Genomic DNA, 18,519 nt, shown 5'->3' on the forward strand with positions numbered 1-18,519 from the left:
GAGTTTTCCTCAGACTTTCTGGCCGCAACCAGCACAAATCGGCTATGATTATCTCGTTTCGCGACTCAACTCCCCCTCCCTATTCCTGGTTGAGCGCGTCTTGAAAGGAAAACTCAACAATGCCTGCTTCTGGGTCACTTATAAAGCGTGTCCTGGCGATTGCAACCATCGCCCTTGCTGCTCTCATCGCGCTCGTATCGTTTGCTCCACCATTTAGTATCTCTAGCCTTTTCGCAGCTCTCGGATTCTTCATTCCGGGCGCTTGGTGGTTCTACTGTGAGTCCAAAGACAAAAAGGCCAGAGCAGCACATCAGCAACGTGCCCAGGCACAAGCTCATTGGAATGAGCATCTTGATCCTGTTAAAGACCACGCTATCTTGGCAGGCCTTGGACCATCATTCGACGCTCCACAGCCTTTCCGCCGCCGCTGGGGTTGGGCATTTTTCGCAGCTTTCGTAGCACTCGCAATTGCGATGGCTCTTTCTCCTGAGACTCCGGCTGCATCAGAGACAGAAGAGCCTGAAGAAACCACATCCGTGGCCACCACTACGTCAGAGACAACCACGAGCACGACTACTTCATCGAGTTCGTCGAGCACTACGACCACTACTGAGCCGACCTCAACTTCTTCCACTACAACGCAAGAACCAGAACCTGAGCCGACAACGCAAGAAGTTACTGAAGAACCCTACGTCGAAGAGGTCCACGTAGAGCAGCGGCCGGTTTATACCCCTGCGCCGGAACCTACACCTACCCCTCAGCAGTTCTACCAGCAGCCTGCCGCACCCGTTGTTCAAGATTCGCCATCTGTCTATTACCAAAACTGTGATGCGGTTCGTGCTGCCGGTGCAGCACCTCTTTACATCGGTTCACCGGGATATGCTCCAAAACTAGACCGAGACGGCGACGGCGTAGCCTGCGAGTAATTCTCTATCCGTTCATCTAAAAGGGCTAGTCCCCAGCGCTTGCTGGGGACTAGCCCTTTGATTAATGGTTTTGATCAGGTTTAGCGAGGATCTCGTTCGCAGCCTACGCCGTCGCCATCGCGGTCGAACTTGGACTGGAAACCAGCATCACGTGCATAAATGGAGCGACCAAGCTTGTTCCACACATCGGTACAATTTTTGTAAGTTGCAGCCCGAGCCGGACGAGGGGCTGGAGCTGGCTTTTCTACAGCTTGCTTAGCCGGTGCTGGCTTAGCAGCAGGCTTAGGGGCCGGTTTGGGAGCCGGCTTCGCTGCTGCCTTCTTGACCGCAGCCTTCTTTGGTGCAGGTGGGTTAGGGATGATTCCGGGCAGAGGATTAGGAATCATGCGCTGCTGAACTGCCCAGTGCACGCCACCGGCAATAGCAGCGACAACGCCTGCGATGACCGCAACGCCGGCGATGATCTCGAGGTCCGAAGAGCCTTCCTCGACCTTTTCAAGGGCAGCAACTTGGCCCTCTTGATTTTGATTTAGTTCCTGATTTTCTACATTCGCAGGCTCTTCAGCAAGTGCTGATGGAACTACAGAAAAAGCGAGCGACGCTGCGACGATGGCAGGAATTATTCTTTTATGCATGGATAGCAATATATAGCCACCACAGTTAATACACATACTTTTGACAGGTGGATTGGAGCACTTAAAATTGCTGGCCGGAATTCAAGCTTGGTAGCTAGATTTCCCCAGCTTCTACTGAACGCCGCCCGACCAGGGATAAGAGTTTTCACCCCCGGTATGGGGCATTTCCGCAGCGCACAGATTTTTCATCGGTTGGCCTGACAAAGACAGAGTGTATCCACCGGATCCGCGCGATTCGCAGCACGCGATCTATTAGAATTTCGAAACATTCTTTTCGGTTGTTCTATAGGCTGCACTACGTAGGCCCTAGATACGCAATCGCACATCGGCGGGTCTTTGCAAAACAAAGTTGCAGAGTATGAGGTTTTTGCTCGCCGAATGTGCCTGACAGACGGAAGTGAGACTATGACCGCAAGTGAGCACGCTGATACTCAAATTAATCTGATCTGGTTGTCCGAGCAGGACATGATCGACGCCGGCGTAACCGATACCGCCAAGTGCGTGGAAACCATGGAAGAAACGCTCATCCTCCTTGATAAAGGTGACTACCGGATGGCAGGGGCATCTGCGAACTCGCACGGCGCACAAATTAACTTCCCCGACGAGCCGGAACACGAGGGCATGCCAGCGAATGGCCCGGACCGTCGTTTCATGGCGATGCCGGCGTATATCGGCGGGCGCTTCAACAACACAGGCGTGAAGTGGTACGGCTCGAATGCCGAAAACCGCAAGAATGATCTGCCTCGTTCGATTCACGTGTTCGTCCTCAACGACACGGTCACGGGCGCACCGAAGGCCATCATGTCAGCTAACTTGCTCTCTGCTTACCGCACCGGCGCAGTACCTGCCGTAGGCGTCAAGCACCTAGCAGTAGAAAACGCCGAAGAAGTCGGCATCATCGGCCCAGGCGTAATGTCGCGTACTATCTTGGCATCGTCAATCACGCAGCGTCCATCGATTAAGCGCGTGAAGATTAAGGGCCGTACGCCTGCATCGACAAGCCGCACTGCGGACTACCTGCGCGAGAAGCACCCTGACATCGAATTCTCCGTCGTCGAAACCGAGCAAGAAGCGATTGAGAACTCCGATATTCTTATCGCTGGTACGTCCACCTCCCCGGATGGACCGCAGGGTTTCCCTTACTTCAAGAAGGAATGGCTTAAGCCCGGCGCGCTGGTCTTAGCGCCCGCAGCAGCGCGTTTCGATGATGACTTCATCACCGCCGGCGGTGCCCGCCTGGTTATGGACTACAAAGGCCTTTACGCCGAGTGGTTCAACGAGAACGGACCCGATGTTACCTACGAGCGCCTGCTGGGCATCCCTGGAAACCGCTGGTGGGACATGGTGCAAGAAGGAACCTTAAAGGAATCAGACATCGCCAATATCGGCGCGATTGCTAACAGCGATGCCCCTGCCCGTAACAATGATGAAGAAATTTTCTTCTATTCCATCGGTGGCATGCCTGTAGAAGACGTAGCATGGGCAACAGATGTCTACCACCAGGCACTGGAAAAGAAGCTGGGCACTCCCTTGAACTTGTGGGATATCCCAGCTCTGTCATAACTAGCCATATCTAGTCCGTACCAACAACCAATCAGATACACGAAGGCGTGTTTTCACAGTGAGCTTTAAAGCTTCCTCAGTTCAAGACGTAATCGACTTTATTCAGGCTGAGGAGGTGCGCTACTTAGATATCCGCTTCAGCGATATTTTCGGCGCTGAGCACGCGTTGACTGTGCCTGCCCGCCTTCTCTCGGAAGAAACTGCCAGCGAAGGCTTTGCTTTCGATGGCTCCTCCATCCCTGGATTCGCCACGGTGGATAAATCGGACATGATTTTGGTCCCGGATCCAGAAACTGCGTATGTCGATCCTTTCCGTGATCACAAGACTTTGAACATGCAGTTCTTTGTTCGCGATCCACTCTCCCAAACCTCCTACAGTCGCGACCCGCGCTCCATTGCGCAAAAGGCCGAGGAATATCTGAAAGAAACCGGCATCGCGGATACCTGTTCCATCGGCGCCGAGGCGGAGTTCTATGTCTTCGATTCGGTGCGCTATTCCTCCGGCGTCAACCATTCTTTCCACCACGTAGATTCTGATGAGGGATGGTGGCGTTCGGGCGAGGAAACCATGATGGATGGCAGCCCGAACCGCGGCAACCAGATTCGTATTAATGATGGTTATTTCCCTGTCGCTCCTTATGACAAGACCATTCCGGTGCGCGATGACATCGTGTACAACTTGGAGAAAATCGGTTTTGAGATTGAACGCTTCCACCACGAAGTAGCCACCGGTGGTATCCAGGAGGTCAACTACAAGTACTCTGACTTGCTGCATGCCGGCGACGATATGCAGGCGTTCAAGTACATCGTTCGCAACACCGCTGAGGCTCACGGGCAGACCGCAACCTTTATGCCCAAGCCATTGGCTGGCGATGGCGGCTCCGGTATGCACGCCCACCAGTCGCTATGGAAAGACGGCAAGCCACTGTTTTATGACGAGACCGGTTACGCCGGGCTTTCCGATGTCGCCCGCTACTACATCGGCGGCCTACTCAAACACGCACCGGCGGTGCTAGCTTTGACCAACCCTACGGTCAATTCCTACCGTCGTCTCTACTCGGGTTTCGAGGCCCCAGTGAACCTCGCTTACTCCCAGTCCAACCGCTCCGCGGCCATCCGCATCCCACTGACCGGAGATAACCCAGCGGCCAAGCGCATCGAATTCCGCGCACCGGATCCATCCGCCAACCCGTACTTGGCATTTACCGCGCAGTTGATGGCAGGCATCGACGGCATCTTAAACCGCATCGAGCCTGGCGAGCCAGTGGACAAGGACCTCTACGAACTTGAAGCAGAAGAGCTCAAAGGTATCCCGCGTGTACCGCACTCGCTGGAAGCATCGCTCGAGGCGCTCGAAAATGACCACGACTTCCTTACCGCCGGCAACGTCATGAGCGAAGACTTCCTCGAGGCCTACGCGCGCCTGAAGTTCGACCGCGAAATCCAACCATTACGCCAGGGACCGTCACCGAAGGAATTCGAGCTGTACTACAACGTCTAGTTTGCTTTTCTCCCGAGACTAATCGTGCACTAAGAACTCGTACTGACCGCTAAATTGGTCCAGTACGAGTTCTCGGGTTTTGCGGGCGCATCGTCCTATTTCGCGACACCGCCTGTTAGTTCAAACTGAACGAATAGCTTCCGGTCAGGCCGTTGTGAATCACCACGGAATAGCTCTGGCCGTTAGAATTCGCCCCCTCCACAAGAGACTCAACCTCCTGCGCGTTGTAATAGCGGCTCAGCCCCAAGTACAGCAGCAACAAGAGGAACATCCCCACCACGATAATTGCGGTAACCACCATGGGTGCTGTAGCTCGGTGCTCTTTCTTGACAGTATCTACTTCTGGCATTCGAACCGGTATCCTCCCGCGTGCTTGGCTGCCCCAGAGTCAGTGCCAACCGTGTCGCAGCTATCGAACACCAGGGATTTCGGCCGCCATCGTATCACGGGTCAATCAGCACCTGCTTTCGCATGTGGAAGTGTTTATGGCCAAGAAGATAGCCCCATCGCCGGAAAAATACAGCTGTGACAAACACAACAAATGGGTTCAATGGAGGCCTTCGGGCGCCCTAATACCTATAACCCTATAGGCAGTTTTTGCACGTCAGGGCCACGGCGAGAATCACGCGAACTAATGTCCGGAAAATTCGGAAATAACCGCAATGACGTGCGCGGGCACATTTCTACCTATTAGCCTATAGGTATATAGAAAGTTATCTGTTAGCTTATAGGTATTCCGCTTCGGGCAGTTGTTCCCGGGGCAGGACGCTGTGCCTAACCGATTGATAAATAGAGGAGCATCCCATGGCCTTCGCAACTGTTTCCGACGTAGTCGAGTACATCAAGGAAGAGGGCATCCGTTTCTTGGATGTGCGCTTTACTGACGTGCCTGGCACGGAACACCACTTCACCATCCCGGCAGAGGAATTCGATGAGGATGCTGCTGAGCAGGGTTTGGCTTTCGATGGATCCTCAGTGCGCGGTTTCACGTCTATCGATGAGTCAGATATGACGCTGCTGCCAGATCCGGCGACGGCCACGTTGGATCCGTTCCGTATTGAAAAGACGCTGAACATGAAGTTCTTCGTGCATGATCCGCTGACTTTGGAGCCGTATGCGCGTGATCCGCGCAATGTGGCGCGCAAGGCGGAAGAGTACTTGGCATCTACCGGTATTGCAGATACCTGTAACTTCGGCGCGGAGGCAGAGTTCTACCTGTTTGATTCGGTGCGCTATGCCACTGAGACCAATACGGGTTTCTACGAGGTGGACTCAAATGAGGGCTGGTGGAACCGCGGCAAGGCGACGAACCTGGATGGCACGCCGAACCTAGGATCGAAGGTGCGCGTGAAGGGTGGCTACTTCCCCACCGCACCCTATGACCAGACAGTGGATGTCCGCGATGAGATGGTCACTAACTTGCAGGATGCAGGTTTTGCGATTGAGCGCTACCACCACGAAGTCGGCAGCGGCGGCCAGCAGGAGATCAACTACCGCTTCAATACGTTGTTGCATGCGGCGGATGATATTCAGTCTTTCAAGTACATCGTCAAGAACACCGCGGTGAAAAATGGCAAGACGGCGACGTTCATGCCAAAGCCGCTGGCAGGCGATAACGGATCGGGCATGCACGCGCACCAGTCGCTGTGGAAAGACGGCTCCCCGCTGTTCTATGACGAGGCCGGCTACGGCGGCCTGTCTGATATCGCGCGCTATTACATCGGCGGCATCTTGCACCACGCGCCATCGGTACTCGCGTTTACGAACCCGACGCTGAACTCCTACCACCGCCTGGTCCCAGGCTTTGAGGCGCCGATTAACTTGGTGTACTCGCAGCGCAACCGCTCGGCGGCGATTCGTATTCCGATTACGGGCTCGAATCCGAAGGCAAAGCGCATCGAATTCCGCGCACCGGATCCATCAGGTAACCCCTACTTCGGATTCGCCGCGATGATGATGGCGGGCTTGGACGGAATCAAAAACCGCATCGAGCCGCATGCGCCGGTCGATAAGGATCTGTATGAGCTGCCACCGGCAGAGCAGGCATCGATTCCACAGGCACCGACCTCACTGGAGTCAGCGCTGAAGGCACTGGAGGCGGACCACGACTTCCTCACCGAGGGCGATGTGTTTACCGAAGACCTCATCAACACCTTCATCCAGTACAAGCACGATAACGAGATCGCGCCGGTACGTCTGCGCCCAACCCCGCAGGAATTTGAACTCTACTTCGATTGCTAAGGAGGAGGTTAACCCCATGACCTTTATTCCAGGCCCGCAAGGGCTCTACAACCCGGAATTTGAAAAGGATTCCTGTGGTGTCGCATTCATCGCGGATATGCATGGACGCGCTACCCGCGACATCGTGGACAAAGGCATCCAGGCTCTGGTCAATCTAGAGCACCGCGGCGCGGCAGGTGCAGAGGCTAATACGGGCGATGGCGCCGGCATCCTCATGCAGATCCCGCACGCTTTTTGCCAGGCGGTAGCGGCCGAAGAAGGCATCACATTGCCCGGCGCGCAGGCTTATGCCACAGGCATTGCCTTCTTGCCGCGCGGGCGCATGGCGATGTTGGATGCCAAGCGCGAGATTGAAGCCATCGCTCACGAAGAAGGTGCGAAGGTCTTAGGGTGGCGCACGGTGCCGACAGATCCCTCGGAGCTGGGCACCATGGCTTATGAGGCCATGCCGCACTTTGAGCAGATTTTCATCACCTCCGAGCGCGACGGCCAATTGCTCCAAGGAATCGCGCTGGACCGGGTCATGTTTTTCATCCGCAAGCGGTGTGCGCGTGAGCTGGGTACTAAAAACGGTGAAGATACTATCTACTTCCCGTCGCTGTCGGCACGCACCATCGTCTACAAAGGCATGCTCACCACCCCGCAGTTGGCCGGGTTCTACCAAGACCTGCGCGATCCGCGTATGGAGTCAGCTATTGTGCTGGTGCACTCGCGCTTTTCCACTAACACTTTCCCGTCGTGGCCACTAGCGCACCCGTTTCGTATGGTCGCGCACAACGGTGAGATCAACACGGTCAAGGGCAATGAGAATTGGATGCGGGCGCGCGAGGCGCTCATGCGCTCTAAGGAGCTTGGTTCACTCGATCGGGTATTGCCGATCTGTGCGCCTTCAGGTTCTGACACAGCGCTTTTCGATGAAGCCCTAGAGCTTCTCCACTTAAGTGGCCGCACGCTGCCCCATGCAATGATGATGATGGTGCCGCAGGCGTGGGAGCATGCGGAAAACATCGATAAGCAACTGCGTGACTTTTACGAATACCATTCTTGTTTGATGGAACCGTGGGATGGCCCGGCGGCGATTGCATTTACCGATGGCACCCTGGTGGGCGCGACTTTGGACCGCAATGGCCTGCGCCCGGGACGCATTTGGATTACGGATGATGGCCTGGTGGTCATGGCATCGGAAGCCGGCGTGTTAGATATTGACCCAAAGCATGTGGTCAAACGCACCCGCGTGCAGCCGGGCCGGATGTTCTTGGTGGATACTCATGCCGGGCGCATTATTGATGATGCCGAAATCAAGCACGCGCTTGCCACCGCCGAGCCCTACGGGGAGTGGATCCGTGAGAACTTCGTGCCGGTGGAAAAGCTGCCGCAAACTCGCTATGAGTACATGCCGCATGACCGCGTGGTCTTGCGCCAGCGCGTCTTTGGCATCACCGAAGAAGACGTGGAACTAATCATCAAACCCATGGCGCTGACCGCTGCGGAGGGACTGGGCTCCATGGGATCGGATACTCCGATTGCCGCGCTCTCTTCGCGTCCGCGCATGCTTTTTGATTTCTTCTCCCAGCGCTTTGCGCAGGTAACCAATCCGCCGCTGGATTCGATTCGGGAAAAGAATATTACCTCCATGTTCACCCTGCTGGGCGCGCAATCGGATGTGCTCAACCCGGATGCGCAGGCCGCACGCCGTATTCACTTGGATGGCCCGGTAATTGATAACCATGAATTCACCACCTTGGTCCACGCCAACGACAACGGTGAAGCCGAGCCTTTTGGTTGTGCGAAGATTCATGGACTCTATCCTGTGGCGCACCACGGCAAGGGTTTGCGCGAGGCCATCGATAAGGTTTTGCGCGAGGTCGATGAGGCCATCGCCGAAGGCAAGAGTCTCATTGTGCTCTCAGACCGCGATTCCGATGAGCGCTTTGCACCGATTCCTTCCCTGCTGCTGACTTCCGCTGTACACCAACACATGGTGGCTGAGCGCACGCGTACTCGGGCTTCGCTGATTATTGAATCCGGCGATGCCCGCGAAGTCCACCACCTGGCCATGCTGATTTCCTTCGGCGCCGATGCGATTAATCCATATATGGCATTTGAGACTATCGATGAACTACGCCTGGCTGGTCAGCTCGGCGAGCTCAGCCTAGATGAGGCGTGTTCTAATTACGTCACCGCGGCGACCACGGGCGTGCTCAAAGTGATGTCCAAGATGGGTATCGCTGCTGTATCGTCCTACCGCGGCGCGCAATTTGCCGATGTCACCGGTCTCAACCAGGATCTGCTGGATAACTACTTTGGCGGCATCAACTCCCCTATTTCCGGCGCGGACTTAGAAGACCTCGCCGCCGATGTCGAGGCCCGTCACCGCAGCGCGTTTTTGCCACGGCCAGAAGAAAACGCGCACCGCGACCTGGAATTAGGCGGGGAATACAAGTGGCGCCGCGAAGGCGAATTCCACCTGTTTAACCCAGAGACCATCTTCAAGCTCCAGCACGCAACGCGCACGGGACAGTATGAAATTTTCAAAGACTACACCCGCGCGGTCAATGACCAATCTCAGCGTCTCGCGACCATCCGCGGCTTATTTGAATTTGCCCCGGACCGCGCGCCGATTGCGGTGGATGAGGTGGAGCCGGTCGCAGACATCGTCAAGCGCTTTAGCACCGGTGCTATGAGCTACGGTTCTATTTCTGCCGAGGCGCATGAAACCCTGGCTATTGCCATGAACCGCCTGCACGGCATGTCCAATTCCGGCGAGGGCGGTGAGGACCCCAAGCGCTTTGAGGTTGAACCCAACGGCGATTCCCGCCGCTCTGCTATCAAGCAGGTGGCCTCCGGGCGCTTTGGTGTGACCAGCCACTACCTTAATAACTGCACCGATATTCAAATCAAGATGGCCCAGGGCGCCAAGCCCGGTGAGGGCGGCCAGCTGCCACCCAATAAGGTCTATCCGTGGATTGCCAAAGTGCGTATTACCACCCCGGGTGTGGGGCTAATTTCCCCACCACCGCACCATGACATCTACTCCATTGAGGACCTCGCGCAGCTCATCCACGATCTCAAGTGCGCGAACCCGGATGCCCGCATCCACGTCAAACTCGTTGCTGAACAAGGAATCGGGGCTGTTGCAGCCGGTGTCTCCAAAGCGCATGCCGATGTCGTGCTGGTCTCCGGCCACGACGGCGGCACCGGCGCATCACCTTTGACCTCACTCAAACACGCCGGCGGCCCCTGGGAACTGGGACTTGCTGAAACCCAACAAACACTGCTGCTCAACGGCCTGCGCGATCGCATCCGCGTGCAATGCGATGGCCAGTTAAAGACCGGCCGCGACGTCATCATCGCCGCACTCTTAGGCGCTGAGGAATTCGGCTTTGCCACTGCTCCCTTGGTGGTGGAAGGCTGCATCATGATGCGCGTATGCCACCTCGATACCTGCCCCGTGGGCATTGCCACCCAAAACCCAGACCTGCGCAAGAAGTTTACGGGACGTGCCGAACACGTGGTCAACTTCTTTACCTTCATCGCCGAAGAAGTCCGCGAATACTTAGCCCAGCTCGGCTTCCGCTCCATCGACGAGGCCGTCGGCCAAGCCCACGTCCTTCGCCAGCGTGCTGCCGCAAGCAGCACGCCAGGAGCAACAGAGCGCGCGGACAAACTCGATCTCTCGCCGATTTTCCACCGCGTGGAATCACCATATTTCCGCAACCAGAATCTGCGCCAAACTAAGGAGCAGAACCACTTCCTGGACCAGGCACTAGATAATCAGATCATCGCCGATGCACAGTTGACTATCGATGCCGCCGCTGCCAAGTCCTCTGCCAACGCCCCCGACTGGATGGCAGCGGGCAAAAAGCCCACTGTCGATCTGCACTATGCAGTCTCCAACCGCGACCGCTCGGTGGGCACCATGGTGGGCTCGCGCATCACCCGCGCTGCCGGTGCGAAGGGACTTCCTGCTGACACCATCAACGTGCACCTGAAAGGTTCTGCCGGTAACTCCTTTGGCGCGTTCATCCCCACGGGTTTGACGCTAAACCTAGAAGGCGACGCCAATGACTTTGTGGGCAAGGGCCTCTCCGGTGGGCGGATCATTGTCCGCCCGGCTGAATCGAGCCCACGACAGTTAAAGCACAACCCGGATATCATCGCCGGCAATGTCACCGCTTACGGTGCTACCAGCGGTGAGCTCTATATCCGGGGTGCAGTGGGCGAGCGTTTCTGCGTCCGCAACTCCGGCGCCACCGCGGTCGTCGAAGGCATCGGCAACCATGGCTGCGAGTACATGACCGGCGGCACCGTGATTATCGCCGGGGAGATTGGAGAGAACTTCGGCGCCGGCTTTACCGGCGGCACCGCCTTTATCCTGCGCGCCCCGGAAGTACTTGCACGTCTCAACAAAGATGTCGCCAACGCAGTGGAAGAACTCACACCAGCTGATGAAGCTTTCCTGGCAGAGACCCTGGCTAAACACATCACCTATACCGGATCGACGATTTCTGCGACCCCGCAGGATTTCTTGAAGGTAGTACCGACCCCGTACCGCAAGGTTTTAAACATCATGGCCACAGCTGAGCGCGAAGGCCGCGATATTAACAACGCAATTATGGAGGCTGTGAAGTAATGGCTGATCCACACGGATTTCAAAAGTTTAACCGCGCAACCCTTGCGCACCGTCCGGTCCCCCTGCGCTTAATGGATTACCGTGAGGTCTACGAGAAGGCCCCCGCTGGCCAGATTGAACAGCAAGCTACCCGCTGCATGGACTGCGGAGTCCCCTTCTGCCACGAGGGCTGCCCCTTGGGCAATATCATCCCCGAGTGGAACGACCTGGTGCGCCAGAACCGCTGGCGCGAAGCCTATGACCGCCTGCACGCCACGAACAACTTCCCCGAATTTACCGGCCGCCTGTGCCCCGCCCCGTGCGAAGGCGCCTGCGTACTGGGCATCAACGATGACGCTGTAGCCATTAAAGACGTGGAACTTGCCATCGTAGAACGCGCCTTTGAAGAAGGCTGGACCACACCCATTAAACCCAGCCTGGATACCGGGATGCGCGTGGCCGTCGTCGGCTCTGGCCCCGCCGGTCTTGCCGCCGCACAACAGCTCACCCGCGCCGGTCACGCTGTTACCGTCTATGAACGCGATGACCGCCTCGGCGGGCTTATGCGCTACGGCGTGCCTGAATACAAAATGGAAAAGCAATGGATCGACCGCCGCCTAGAACAAATGCGCGCTGAGGGAACGGAATTCCGCACCGGCATCTCTCCCACCGCGGCCGACCTCAACGCCTTTGACGCCGTCATCTTAGCCACCGGCACGCCCGTCACACGTGAGCTTGCCGTGGATGGCCGTGAGCTTAACGGCATCTACCCCGCGATGGAATATCTGACCTGGCAAAACCGCGTCAATGAGGGCGACTACCCCGACTCCGCTATTTCCGCCAAAGGCAAGAAAGTTGTCATTATCGGCGGCGGCGATACCGGCACCGACTGCTTCGGCACCGCCCTGCGTCAAGGTGCAGCCAGTGTCACCCAATTCGATATCCGCCCTCGCGCCCCGAAGAACCGCGCTGCCTCTACCCCGTGGCCGATGTACCCACTGCTGTATCGCACCGCCACCGCGCACGAGGAGGGCGAATACACCATCACCGGCGACGAATCCGCCGATGAAATCGCAGCGCTTGGCCTTGCTACCCGCGAAAAAGGCACCACTTTGGGAAATCGCACCTACTCCGTCAACACCGTCTCCTTCCACGGCGAGAACGGCCACGTCACCTCCCTTCGCGGCAACGAGGTGGAAGTGGTCAACGGACGGCGCCAACCGATGAAAGACACCGACTTCGAACTCGACGCCGACCTAGTACTCATCGCCTTAGGCTTCCAAGGCGCTGAACGCGGCGGGCTTATCCACGAACTCGGAGTCTCCTTCGACCAACGCGGCCGCATGGTGCGCGACAGTGAATACCGCGCCGAAACAAAGCCGCTCTTCCCTGGCTTCAAACCACCGGTCTACATCGCCGGCGATAACGGCCGCGGCCAATCCCTTATCGTCTGGGCCATCGCCGAGGGCCGCGCCGCGGCCGCTGCCTGCGACCGCGACCTCATGGGCGAATCCGCACTCCCAGTCCCAGTCACCCCACGCTCTGCCCCACTGAGTGTCTAACCACCCCGAACCCAGTCACCCTCACTCAACAAAAACACACGATAAAAGGAGCGCGCGGTATCACCGCGCGCTCCTTTTATCTGATCATCTCGCCCGAGAGCCCACCCACGCGATTACTACTCAGTCCGCGGATCACTCAACTCGAGGGGCACAGAGCCCGATAACTACTCTCCAAGCGCCGCCGCAACTAAACCATCAAATAGTGGATGCGGGCAGGTTGGACGCGACTTGTACTCGGGGTGCGCCTGCGTTGCCACCAAGTATGGGTGAATCTCCTTTGGGTACTCCACGAATTCCACCAACTGCCCATCTGGTGAGGTGCCCGAGAACACCAGCCCAGAACCTTCAGCAATCTGCTCCCGGTACGCATTATTGACTTCATACCGATGCCGGTGCCGCTCTGAAACCTCCATCGCGCCATAAGCCCCAGCGACGACAGAGCCTTCCCGCAACGTCGCCGGATACGCACCAAGGCGCATAGTGCCACCCAAATCCGCCTTACCCGATACCGCAGCCTGTTGTTCTGCCATCGTCGCAATCACCGGCGCGGACGTCTCCGGATCAAACTCCGTAGAGGTCGCGCCCTCAATACCCGCATTACGCGCTGCTTCCAACACCGTGCACTGCAGACCCAAGCACAAACCCAATAGCGGCAGCTTATTCTCACGTGCATGAGTAATCGCAGCAATCTTTCCTTCAATGCCGCGACCACCAAAACCACCAGGAATCAAAACAGCATCTAGCCCACGCAACGTGCCTGCTGCATCATTCTCACAGTCATCTGAGGTAATCCACTTGATGTTGGCCTTCGCGCGGTGCGCAAACGCCGCATGCCGAATAGCCTCTGCAACAGATAAGTAAGCATCTTGCAGGTCAATGTACTTACCCACGATGCCCACGGTGACTTCCCGTTGTGGATTGCGTACACGCTCTAGCAAATCACCCCACTGCTTCCAGTCCACGTCCCGGTACGGAAGACCCAGCTTGCGAATAACGAAGGTATCCAAATGTTCTTTGTACAAAACCTCTGGAATGTCATAGATGGATGGTGAATCCGGGCATGAGACCACGCCTTCTTCTTCCACATCCGCCATCAGCGCGATCTTGTGCTTTAATCCCTGCGGCACCTCACGGTCGCATCGCAGCACAACCGCATCGGGCACAATACCAATGGAGCGCAACTCCGCCACCGAATGCTGCGTCGGCTTCGTCTTCAACTCACCTGAGGTTCCCAAATACGGCACCAGTGAGCAGTGAATAAAGAAGATGTTCTCCCGCCCCACCGCGTGACGTACCTGTCGCGCTGCTTCCAAAAACGGCTGGGATTCAATATCACCAACTGTGCCACCGATTTCTGAGATAACCACATCCGGCGCATTACCGTCAGCATCCGGCTGCGCCATCGCCAACACACGGTCTTTAATCTCATCCGTGATATGCGGAATAACCTGCACAGTTTTGCCCAAATACTCCCCGCGCCGCTCTTTGGCGATAACCGAGGAATACACCTTACCGGTTGTCACATTCGCATTCTTGGTCAGGTTACGGTCCAAGAAGCGCTCATAGTGCCCCAAATCTAGGTCGGTCTCCGCACCATCTTCGGTGACGAACACTTCTCCATGTTCAAAAGGATTCATAGTCCCTGGGTCAACATTGAGGTACGGGTCGAGCTTTTGCATGGTCACCGACAACCCCCTGGACTTCAGCAGCTGGCCTAGCGATGCCGCTGTCAATCCCTTCCCGAGGGAGGACACAACGCCTCCGGTGACGAAAATATACTTGGTCTGATGGATGGAACGAGGTGGCATGATGCACCTTTCTGGCTACTAGTCTCTTCGCCAAAAGCACCCACGATCAGAAAAACCGCAGGCGCTTTCTTAACGACCTACGGGATTTCAGATTAACACTTACGTCAAATCATTTCAATAAGATGAAAGGTATTAGAAGCAACATTCCCGAACTATCCTTAATTCATTAGCAATTGGAACGATTTTGAGGTCAGAGAAACTATTTCAACGTCACGATCAGTGTTCTCGCATACCAATTTATGACGTAGCTTCATGTATTCAGCAAACTCAGCAATTTCGACGCGCTCGACTTTACCGGTGGTACCTCGGTATCTAATAACAGAATCACTTTAAAGCCGGTAGAGTCACGAGAATGGGTTATGTTGTCGGTAGGGCTCAGTAAGGTCCGCTGGGATAGGCTTCTCAATAACGGACCTGACCCTGGGGAGAGAATACCCCCAGAAAAACTATTGACTAAACCTTCGAACCTCATCGAAGATTCAAGACTACCGTTGCCTACCAGGCAATACTTCAGAAGTTAGAAAAGGTAGCCAGAATTTCGACAGAAACAGCGAGGCACACCTTTTCTTTACTCAACCTGTTTAAGCCCCACTTACCCGCGACTGCTACATTCTGCCACCAGATGAAAATAAAAAAGCACCCCACAACCAAAATTTCTGGTAGCGGAGTGCTGCTTGCTCCTCCAACTGGGCTCGAACCAGTGACCCTTCGATTAACAGTCGAATGCTCTGCCAACTGAGCTATGGAGGATTATGAAGCATAAGAAGCGAAGAACTCGTTCCCTGCAACGGTTAGTAACTATATAGCTATTCGTCGTTTGCTGGCAAATCACCATGTCAACGCCGGTATTAGGCACAAACTAAACTCTAATATCGATATCGAAGGATTTGTAGCGTTCACGTCCGTGTAACTCCCTAGTAGGGTCGACAAAATAAACAGGCTAAATGCGCCGCCATCAAACAGATGAGTGTGTTTCCGGCATTTTAAAGAGAAATATTTATTTTAGATAGCGCTAAGCGAACCGCAGTTCTACTGAGGACTTTGATCTGGAATCTTCTCTATACTCTCCGTCTGATTCGGAGTTCGGTGGGCTGGGTCCACTGCATGACTAGCTACGCCCAGTGCGGCTGTAGCAATCGCGGCGGAAGTTGCCTGAGGCAACAGGGATTCAAACTCCACATGGTTAAAACTATCGGAGGATCTACCAGCCTGGGAAGTGCTCGCGAGGTTTTAATTCCCCAGTACCCCTTTTAGAGCCCCCTTTTTTGCTCAGAAATGGAGAGTGCAGGTCCGCAATGGACTAAGAGGCGTATCTTCACCGCATGGAAGAACCCGGTAGGATAGAGCAAGAAATTGACCGCATGTGCGCAAAAAGTACAGGGAGTAGAGCAAAATAATGTTTCAATTCGTAGTCGGTGCCGCTGCAGGTTATGTACTTGGTACCAAGGCCGGCCGCAAGCGTTTCCACCAGATTAAGAATGCCTACGAAAAGACCATCAACTCTCCTATGGCCAAAAATGCCGTTAATGCAACGCGCAAGACTATCGCTAACCGTTTAGATCCAGATCCACGTATGCGCGAGATTAAAGATCTGAATCGCGGCAAGAAAAAGAAATACGACCAGGAGCAATCCCCTGATCGAATTTATGAAGTCGATGAGGATTAAGGTCCACTAGGACCGCTAGGTCCACGGAAGGCACGGTTGTTGAGTTCGCGGCGGGCTTGCTCCAAAGCGACAAGGTCAGCGAATAACGAGTTATAAGCTGCCTCGTCTTCAGATGGTCGCATGCGGCCTAATCGAGCTTTGAGTTCCGCGATGTGGTTACCTACCTGAGATTCCTGCAGGCGGGATAAGACCATGTCGGCGTATTCTTCCATGGATAGCCCGGTGGGCAAGATTTCTTCGACGGCTAATTCAGAGACGAAATTGCGGCCGGTGAGATCTAACATTTCGCCGGCTACATTCGCGATCCATTCCACCGTGGGTTGTTGCGCGCCCTGTGTTGCACCACCTGCAGAAATAATCGCATTGCGAACAATGCGGTAGGCCTCATTGGTAAAGGCTTCCTCATCAACGCCATCAAAATAGGCACCGGCCACTTGAGGATATTGCAGCGCCACCTTGAGCGCCTCGCGCTGCGGCCACAGGTGTGTCTCCCGCGGCGATGGCGGGCGAATCATTGGTGCAGCAGTTGATGGAACCTGATTGTCCTTCGATTCCGACAAGATACTGCGGCGCTGCTCCGGCTTTTTCGGCTTCTTCATCTCCGCGCGCACTTGTTGCAAGACTTCATCGGGATCAGGCCAACCCACCCATCCGGCTAAGCGGCGGGCGTATTCGCGCTGGAGTGGCTCGTCGCGAATTTGTGCGACCACTGGTACGGCACGGCGCAGTGCCTGCAGGCGACCTTCAGCGGTATCTACGCGGTACTCAGAGATGACCGATTCGATAACGAACTCAAACATCGGAATGCGGTCAGCTACTAGCTCGCGCACGGCGGCATCGCCGCGTTCCAAGCGCAGATCGCAGGGATCCATGCCTTCTGGAGCAACGGCAACGAAGGATTGGCCGGTGAACTTCTGTTCGCCTTCAAAGGCGCGCATGGCGGCTTTTTGGCCGGCCTCGTCGCCATCGAAGGTGTAGATGAGCTCACCGTTGAAATAGGAGTCATCGAGCATCAACCGGCGCAGCACCTGTAGGTGCGGACCGCCAAAGGCCGTGCCACAGGATGCGACTGCGGTGGTGACTCCCGCGGCGTACATCGCCATGACATCGGTATAGCCTTCGACCACTACTGCTTGGCGCTGTGCCGCGATTTCGCGCTTGGCAAGATCGAGACCGAATAACACCTTGGACTTGTTGTACAACATCGTCTCCGGCGTATTCATGTACTTGCCCATTTTGTCGTCATCAAAAAGCTTGCGAGCACCAAAGCCAATGACGTTGCCGGCTAAATCTTTAATTGGCCACAACAGGCGGCGATGGAAACGGTCAATGGGTCCACGTTTACCCATCTTGGTAATACCGGCTGCTTCGAGCTCTTCGAAGCTAAAGCCCTTGCGCAGCAAATGCTTAGTGGTGGTATCCCAGCCGCCCGGTGCATAACCGCATTCGAAGGTGTAGATAATGTCCTGGCTGAACCCACGGTCTAACAGGAAGTTACGGGCTGTGGCCGCCTCAGCAGTTTCCAGTTGCTGCCGGTAAAATTCGTGCGCGGCTTTATTAGCCGCCACCAGCCGCTGACGGGTGCCAGGTTTTTCATCCCGCGCGCCAGTCGTACCACCTTGATAATTGATGTGGTAGCCAATTTTCTGCGCTACTGTCTCTACTGCCTCAGGGAAAGATACTTGTTCCATCTCCATGAGGAATTTGAAAACGTCGCCGCCATTGCCAGTGGAAAAGCAGTGATAATAACCACGTTGGGGGCGCACGTGAAAAGACGGAGTCTTTTCTTCCTTAAAAGGAGACAGTCCTTTCAAACTGTCATATCCAGCTGGCTTGAGCTGGACATACTCGCCCACTATTTCCTCAATGGGGGCGCGTTCGCGGATCGCTTGGATGTCGCTCTCCGGAATTCTGCCTCGTGCCATACCTCAAAGACTACCGTGTTACACCAAATCGTCATCGTTGCCTGAATACTTAAGGCCACCTAATTTCGTTTCCGCACCCC

General features: G+C 55.6%; 11 protein-coding genes and 1 tRNA gene. 7 read left to right on the plus strand and 5 right to left on the minus strand.

Annotated features, from left to right (window positions below; all coding sequences use genetic code 11):
• Positions 1-119 precede the first annotated feature (119 nt).
• Positions 120-926 carry an excalibur calcium-binding domain-containing protein gene (locus tag C5Y44_RS00175; RefSeq protein ID WP_105323140.1) on the plus strand — a complete coding sequence of 269 codons (807 nt, stop codon included), beginning with the start codon at positions 120-122 and terminating at the stop codon, positions 924-926.
• Between the two features lie 80 nt (positions 927-1,006).
• Here the strand turns inward: C5Y44_RS00175 and C5Y44_RS00180 are convergent, their stop codons facing one another.
• Positions 1,007-1,561: an excalibur calcium-binding domain-containing protein gene (locus C5Y44_RS00180; protein ID WP_105323141.1), complete on the minus strand. Its 555-nt coding sequence runs from the start codon at positions 1,559-1,561 to the stop codon at positions 1,007-1,009.
• A 405-nt stretch (positions 1,562-1,966) separates the two neighbouring features.
• Here C5Y44_RS00180 and C5Y44_RS00185 point away from each other — a divergent pair, with 405 nt between their 5' ends.
• Both C5Y44_RS00185 and glnA (C5Y44_RS00190) read left to right on the plus strand, forming a co-directional pair.
• A complete protein-coding gene (locus tag C5Y44_RS00185; RefSeq protein WP_105323142.1) occupies positions 1,967-3,124 on the plus strand; it encodes a tyramine oxidase subunit B in 1,158 nt (385 codons plus the stop codon).
• 58 nt (positions 3,125-3,182) lie between these two features.
• A complete protein-coding gene (glnA, locus tag C5Y44_RS00190) occupies positions 3,183-4,625 on the plus strand; it encodes a type I glutamate--ammonia ligase (protein WP_105323143.1) in 1,443 nt (480 codons plus the stop codon).
• Between the two features lie 115 nt (positions 4,626-4,740).
• Here glnA (C5Y44_RS00190) and C5Y44_RS00195 read toward each other — a convergent pair whose 3' ends face one another.
• On the minus strand, positions 4,741-4,974 hold the full coding sequence (locus tag C5Y44_RS00195; protein WP_105323144.1) for a hypothetical protein: 234 nt from the start codon (positions 4,972-4,974) through the stop codon (positions 4,741-4,743).
• Between the two features lie 455 nt (positions 4,975-5,429).
• Here C5Y44_RS00195 and glnA (C5Y44_RS00200) point away from each other — a divergent pair, with 455 nt between their 5' ends.
• From glnA (C5Y44_RS00200) to C5Y44_RS00210, 3 genes are read left to right on the plus strand one after another with little or no spacing between them, the layout of a single operon-like run.
• Positions 5,430-6,866 (plus strand): type I glutamate--ammonia ligase, encoded by a 1,437-nt coding sequence (gene glnA, locus C5Y44_RS00200; RefSeq protein ID WP_105323145.1) that lies wholly within the window; start codon positions 5,430-5,432, stop codon positions 6,864-6,866.
• A 16-nt stretch (positions 6,867-6,882) separates the two neighbouring features.
• Positions 6,883-11,499: a glutamate synthase large subunit gene (gltB, locus tag C5Y44_RS00205; RefSeq protein ID WP_105323146.1), complete on the plus strand. Its 4,617-nt coding sequence runs from the start codon at positions 6,883-6,885 to the stop codon at positions 11,497-11,499.
• Positions 11,499-13,040 (plus strand): glutamate synthase subunit beta, encoded by a 1,542-nt coding sequence (locus tag C5Y44_RS00210; protein WP_105323147.1) that lies wholly within the window; start codon positions 11,499-11,501, stop codon positions 13,038-13,040. Before gltB ends, C5Y44_RS00210 begins: the two co-directional genes overlap by 1 nt.
• 164 nt (positions 13,041-13,204) lie before the next feature.
• Here C5Y44_RS00210 and C5Y44_RS00215 read toward each other — a convergent pair whose 3' ends face one another.
• Together C5Y44_RS00215 and C5Y44_RS00220 are read right to left on the minus strand one after the other, a co-directional pair.
• Entirely contained in the window at positions 13,205-14,848 is a 1,644-nt protein-coding gene (locus C5Y44_RS00215) for a CTP synthase (protein ID WP_105323148.1), read from the minus strand.
• Between the two features lie 677 nt (positions 14,849-15,525).
• A tRNA-Asn gene (locus C5Y44_RS00220) sits at positions 15,526-15,598 on the minus strand.
• Between the two features lie 646 nt (positions 15,599-16,244).
• Here C5Y44_RS00220 and C5Y44_RS00225 point away from each other — a divergent pair.
• Positions 16,245-16,514 (plus strand): hypothetical protein, encoded by a 270-nt coding sequence (locus tag C5Y44_RS00225; RefSeq protein ID WP_066839999.1) that lies wholly within the window; start codon positions 16,245-16,247, stop codon positions 16,512-16,514.
• Here C5Y44_RS00225 and dnaG read toward each other — a convergent pair.
• A complete protein-coding gene (gene dnaG / locus C5Y44_RS00230; RefSeq protein ID WP_105323149.1) occupies positions 16,511-18,439 on the minus strand; it encodes a DNA primase in 1,929 nt (642 codons plus the stop codon). The two genes, C5Y44_RS00225 and dnaG, sit on opposite strands and share 4 nt — an antisense overlap.
• Positions 18,440-18,519 lie beyond the last annotated feature (80 nt).

It is taken from the genome of Corynebacterium sp. J010B-136 (assembly GCF_002967075.1).
GTDB lineage: Bacteria > Actinomycetota > Actinomycetes > Mycobacteriales > Mycobacteriaceae > Corynebacterium.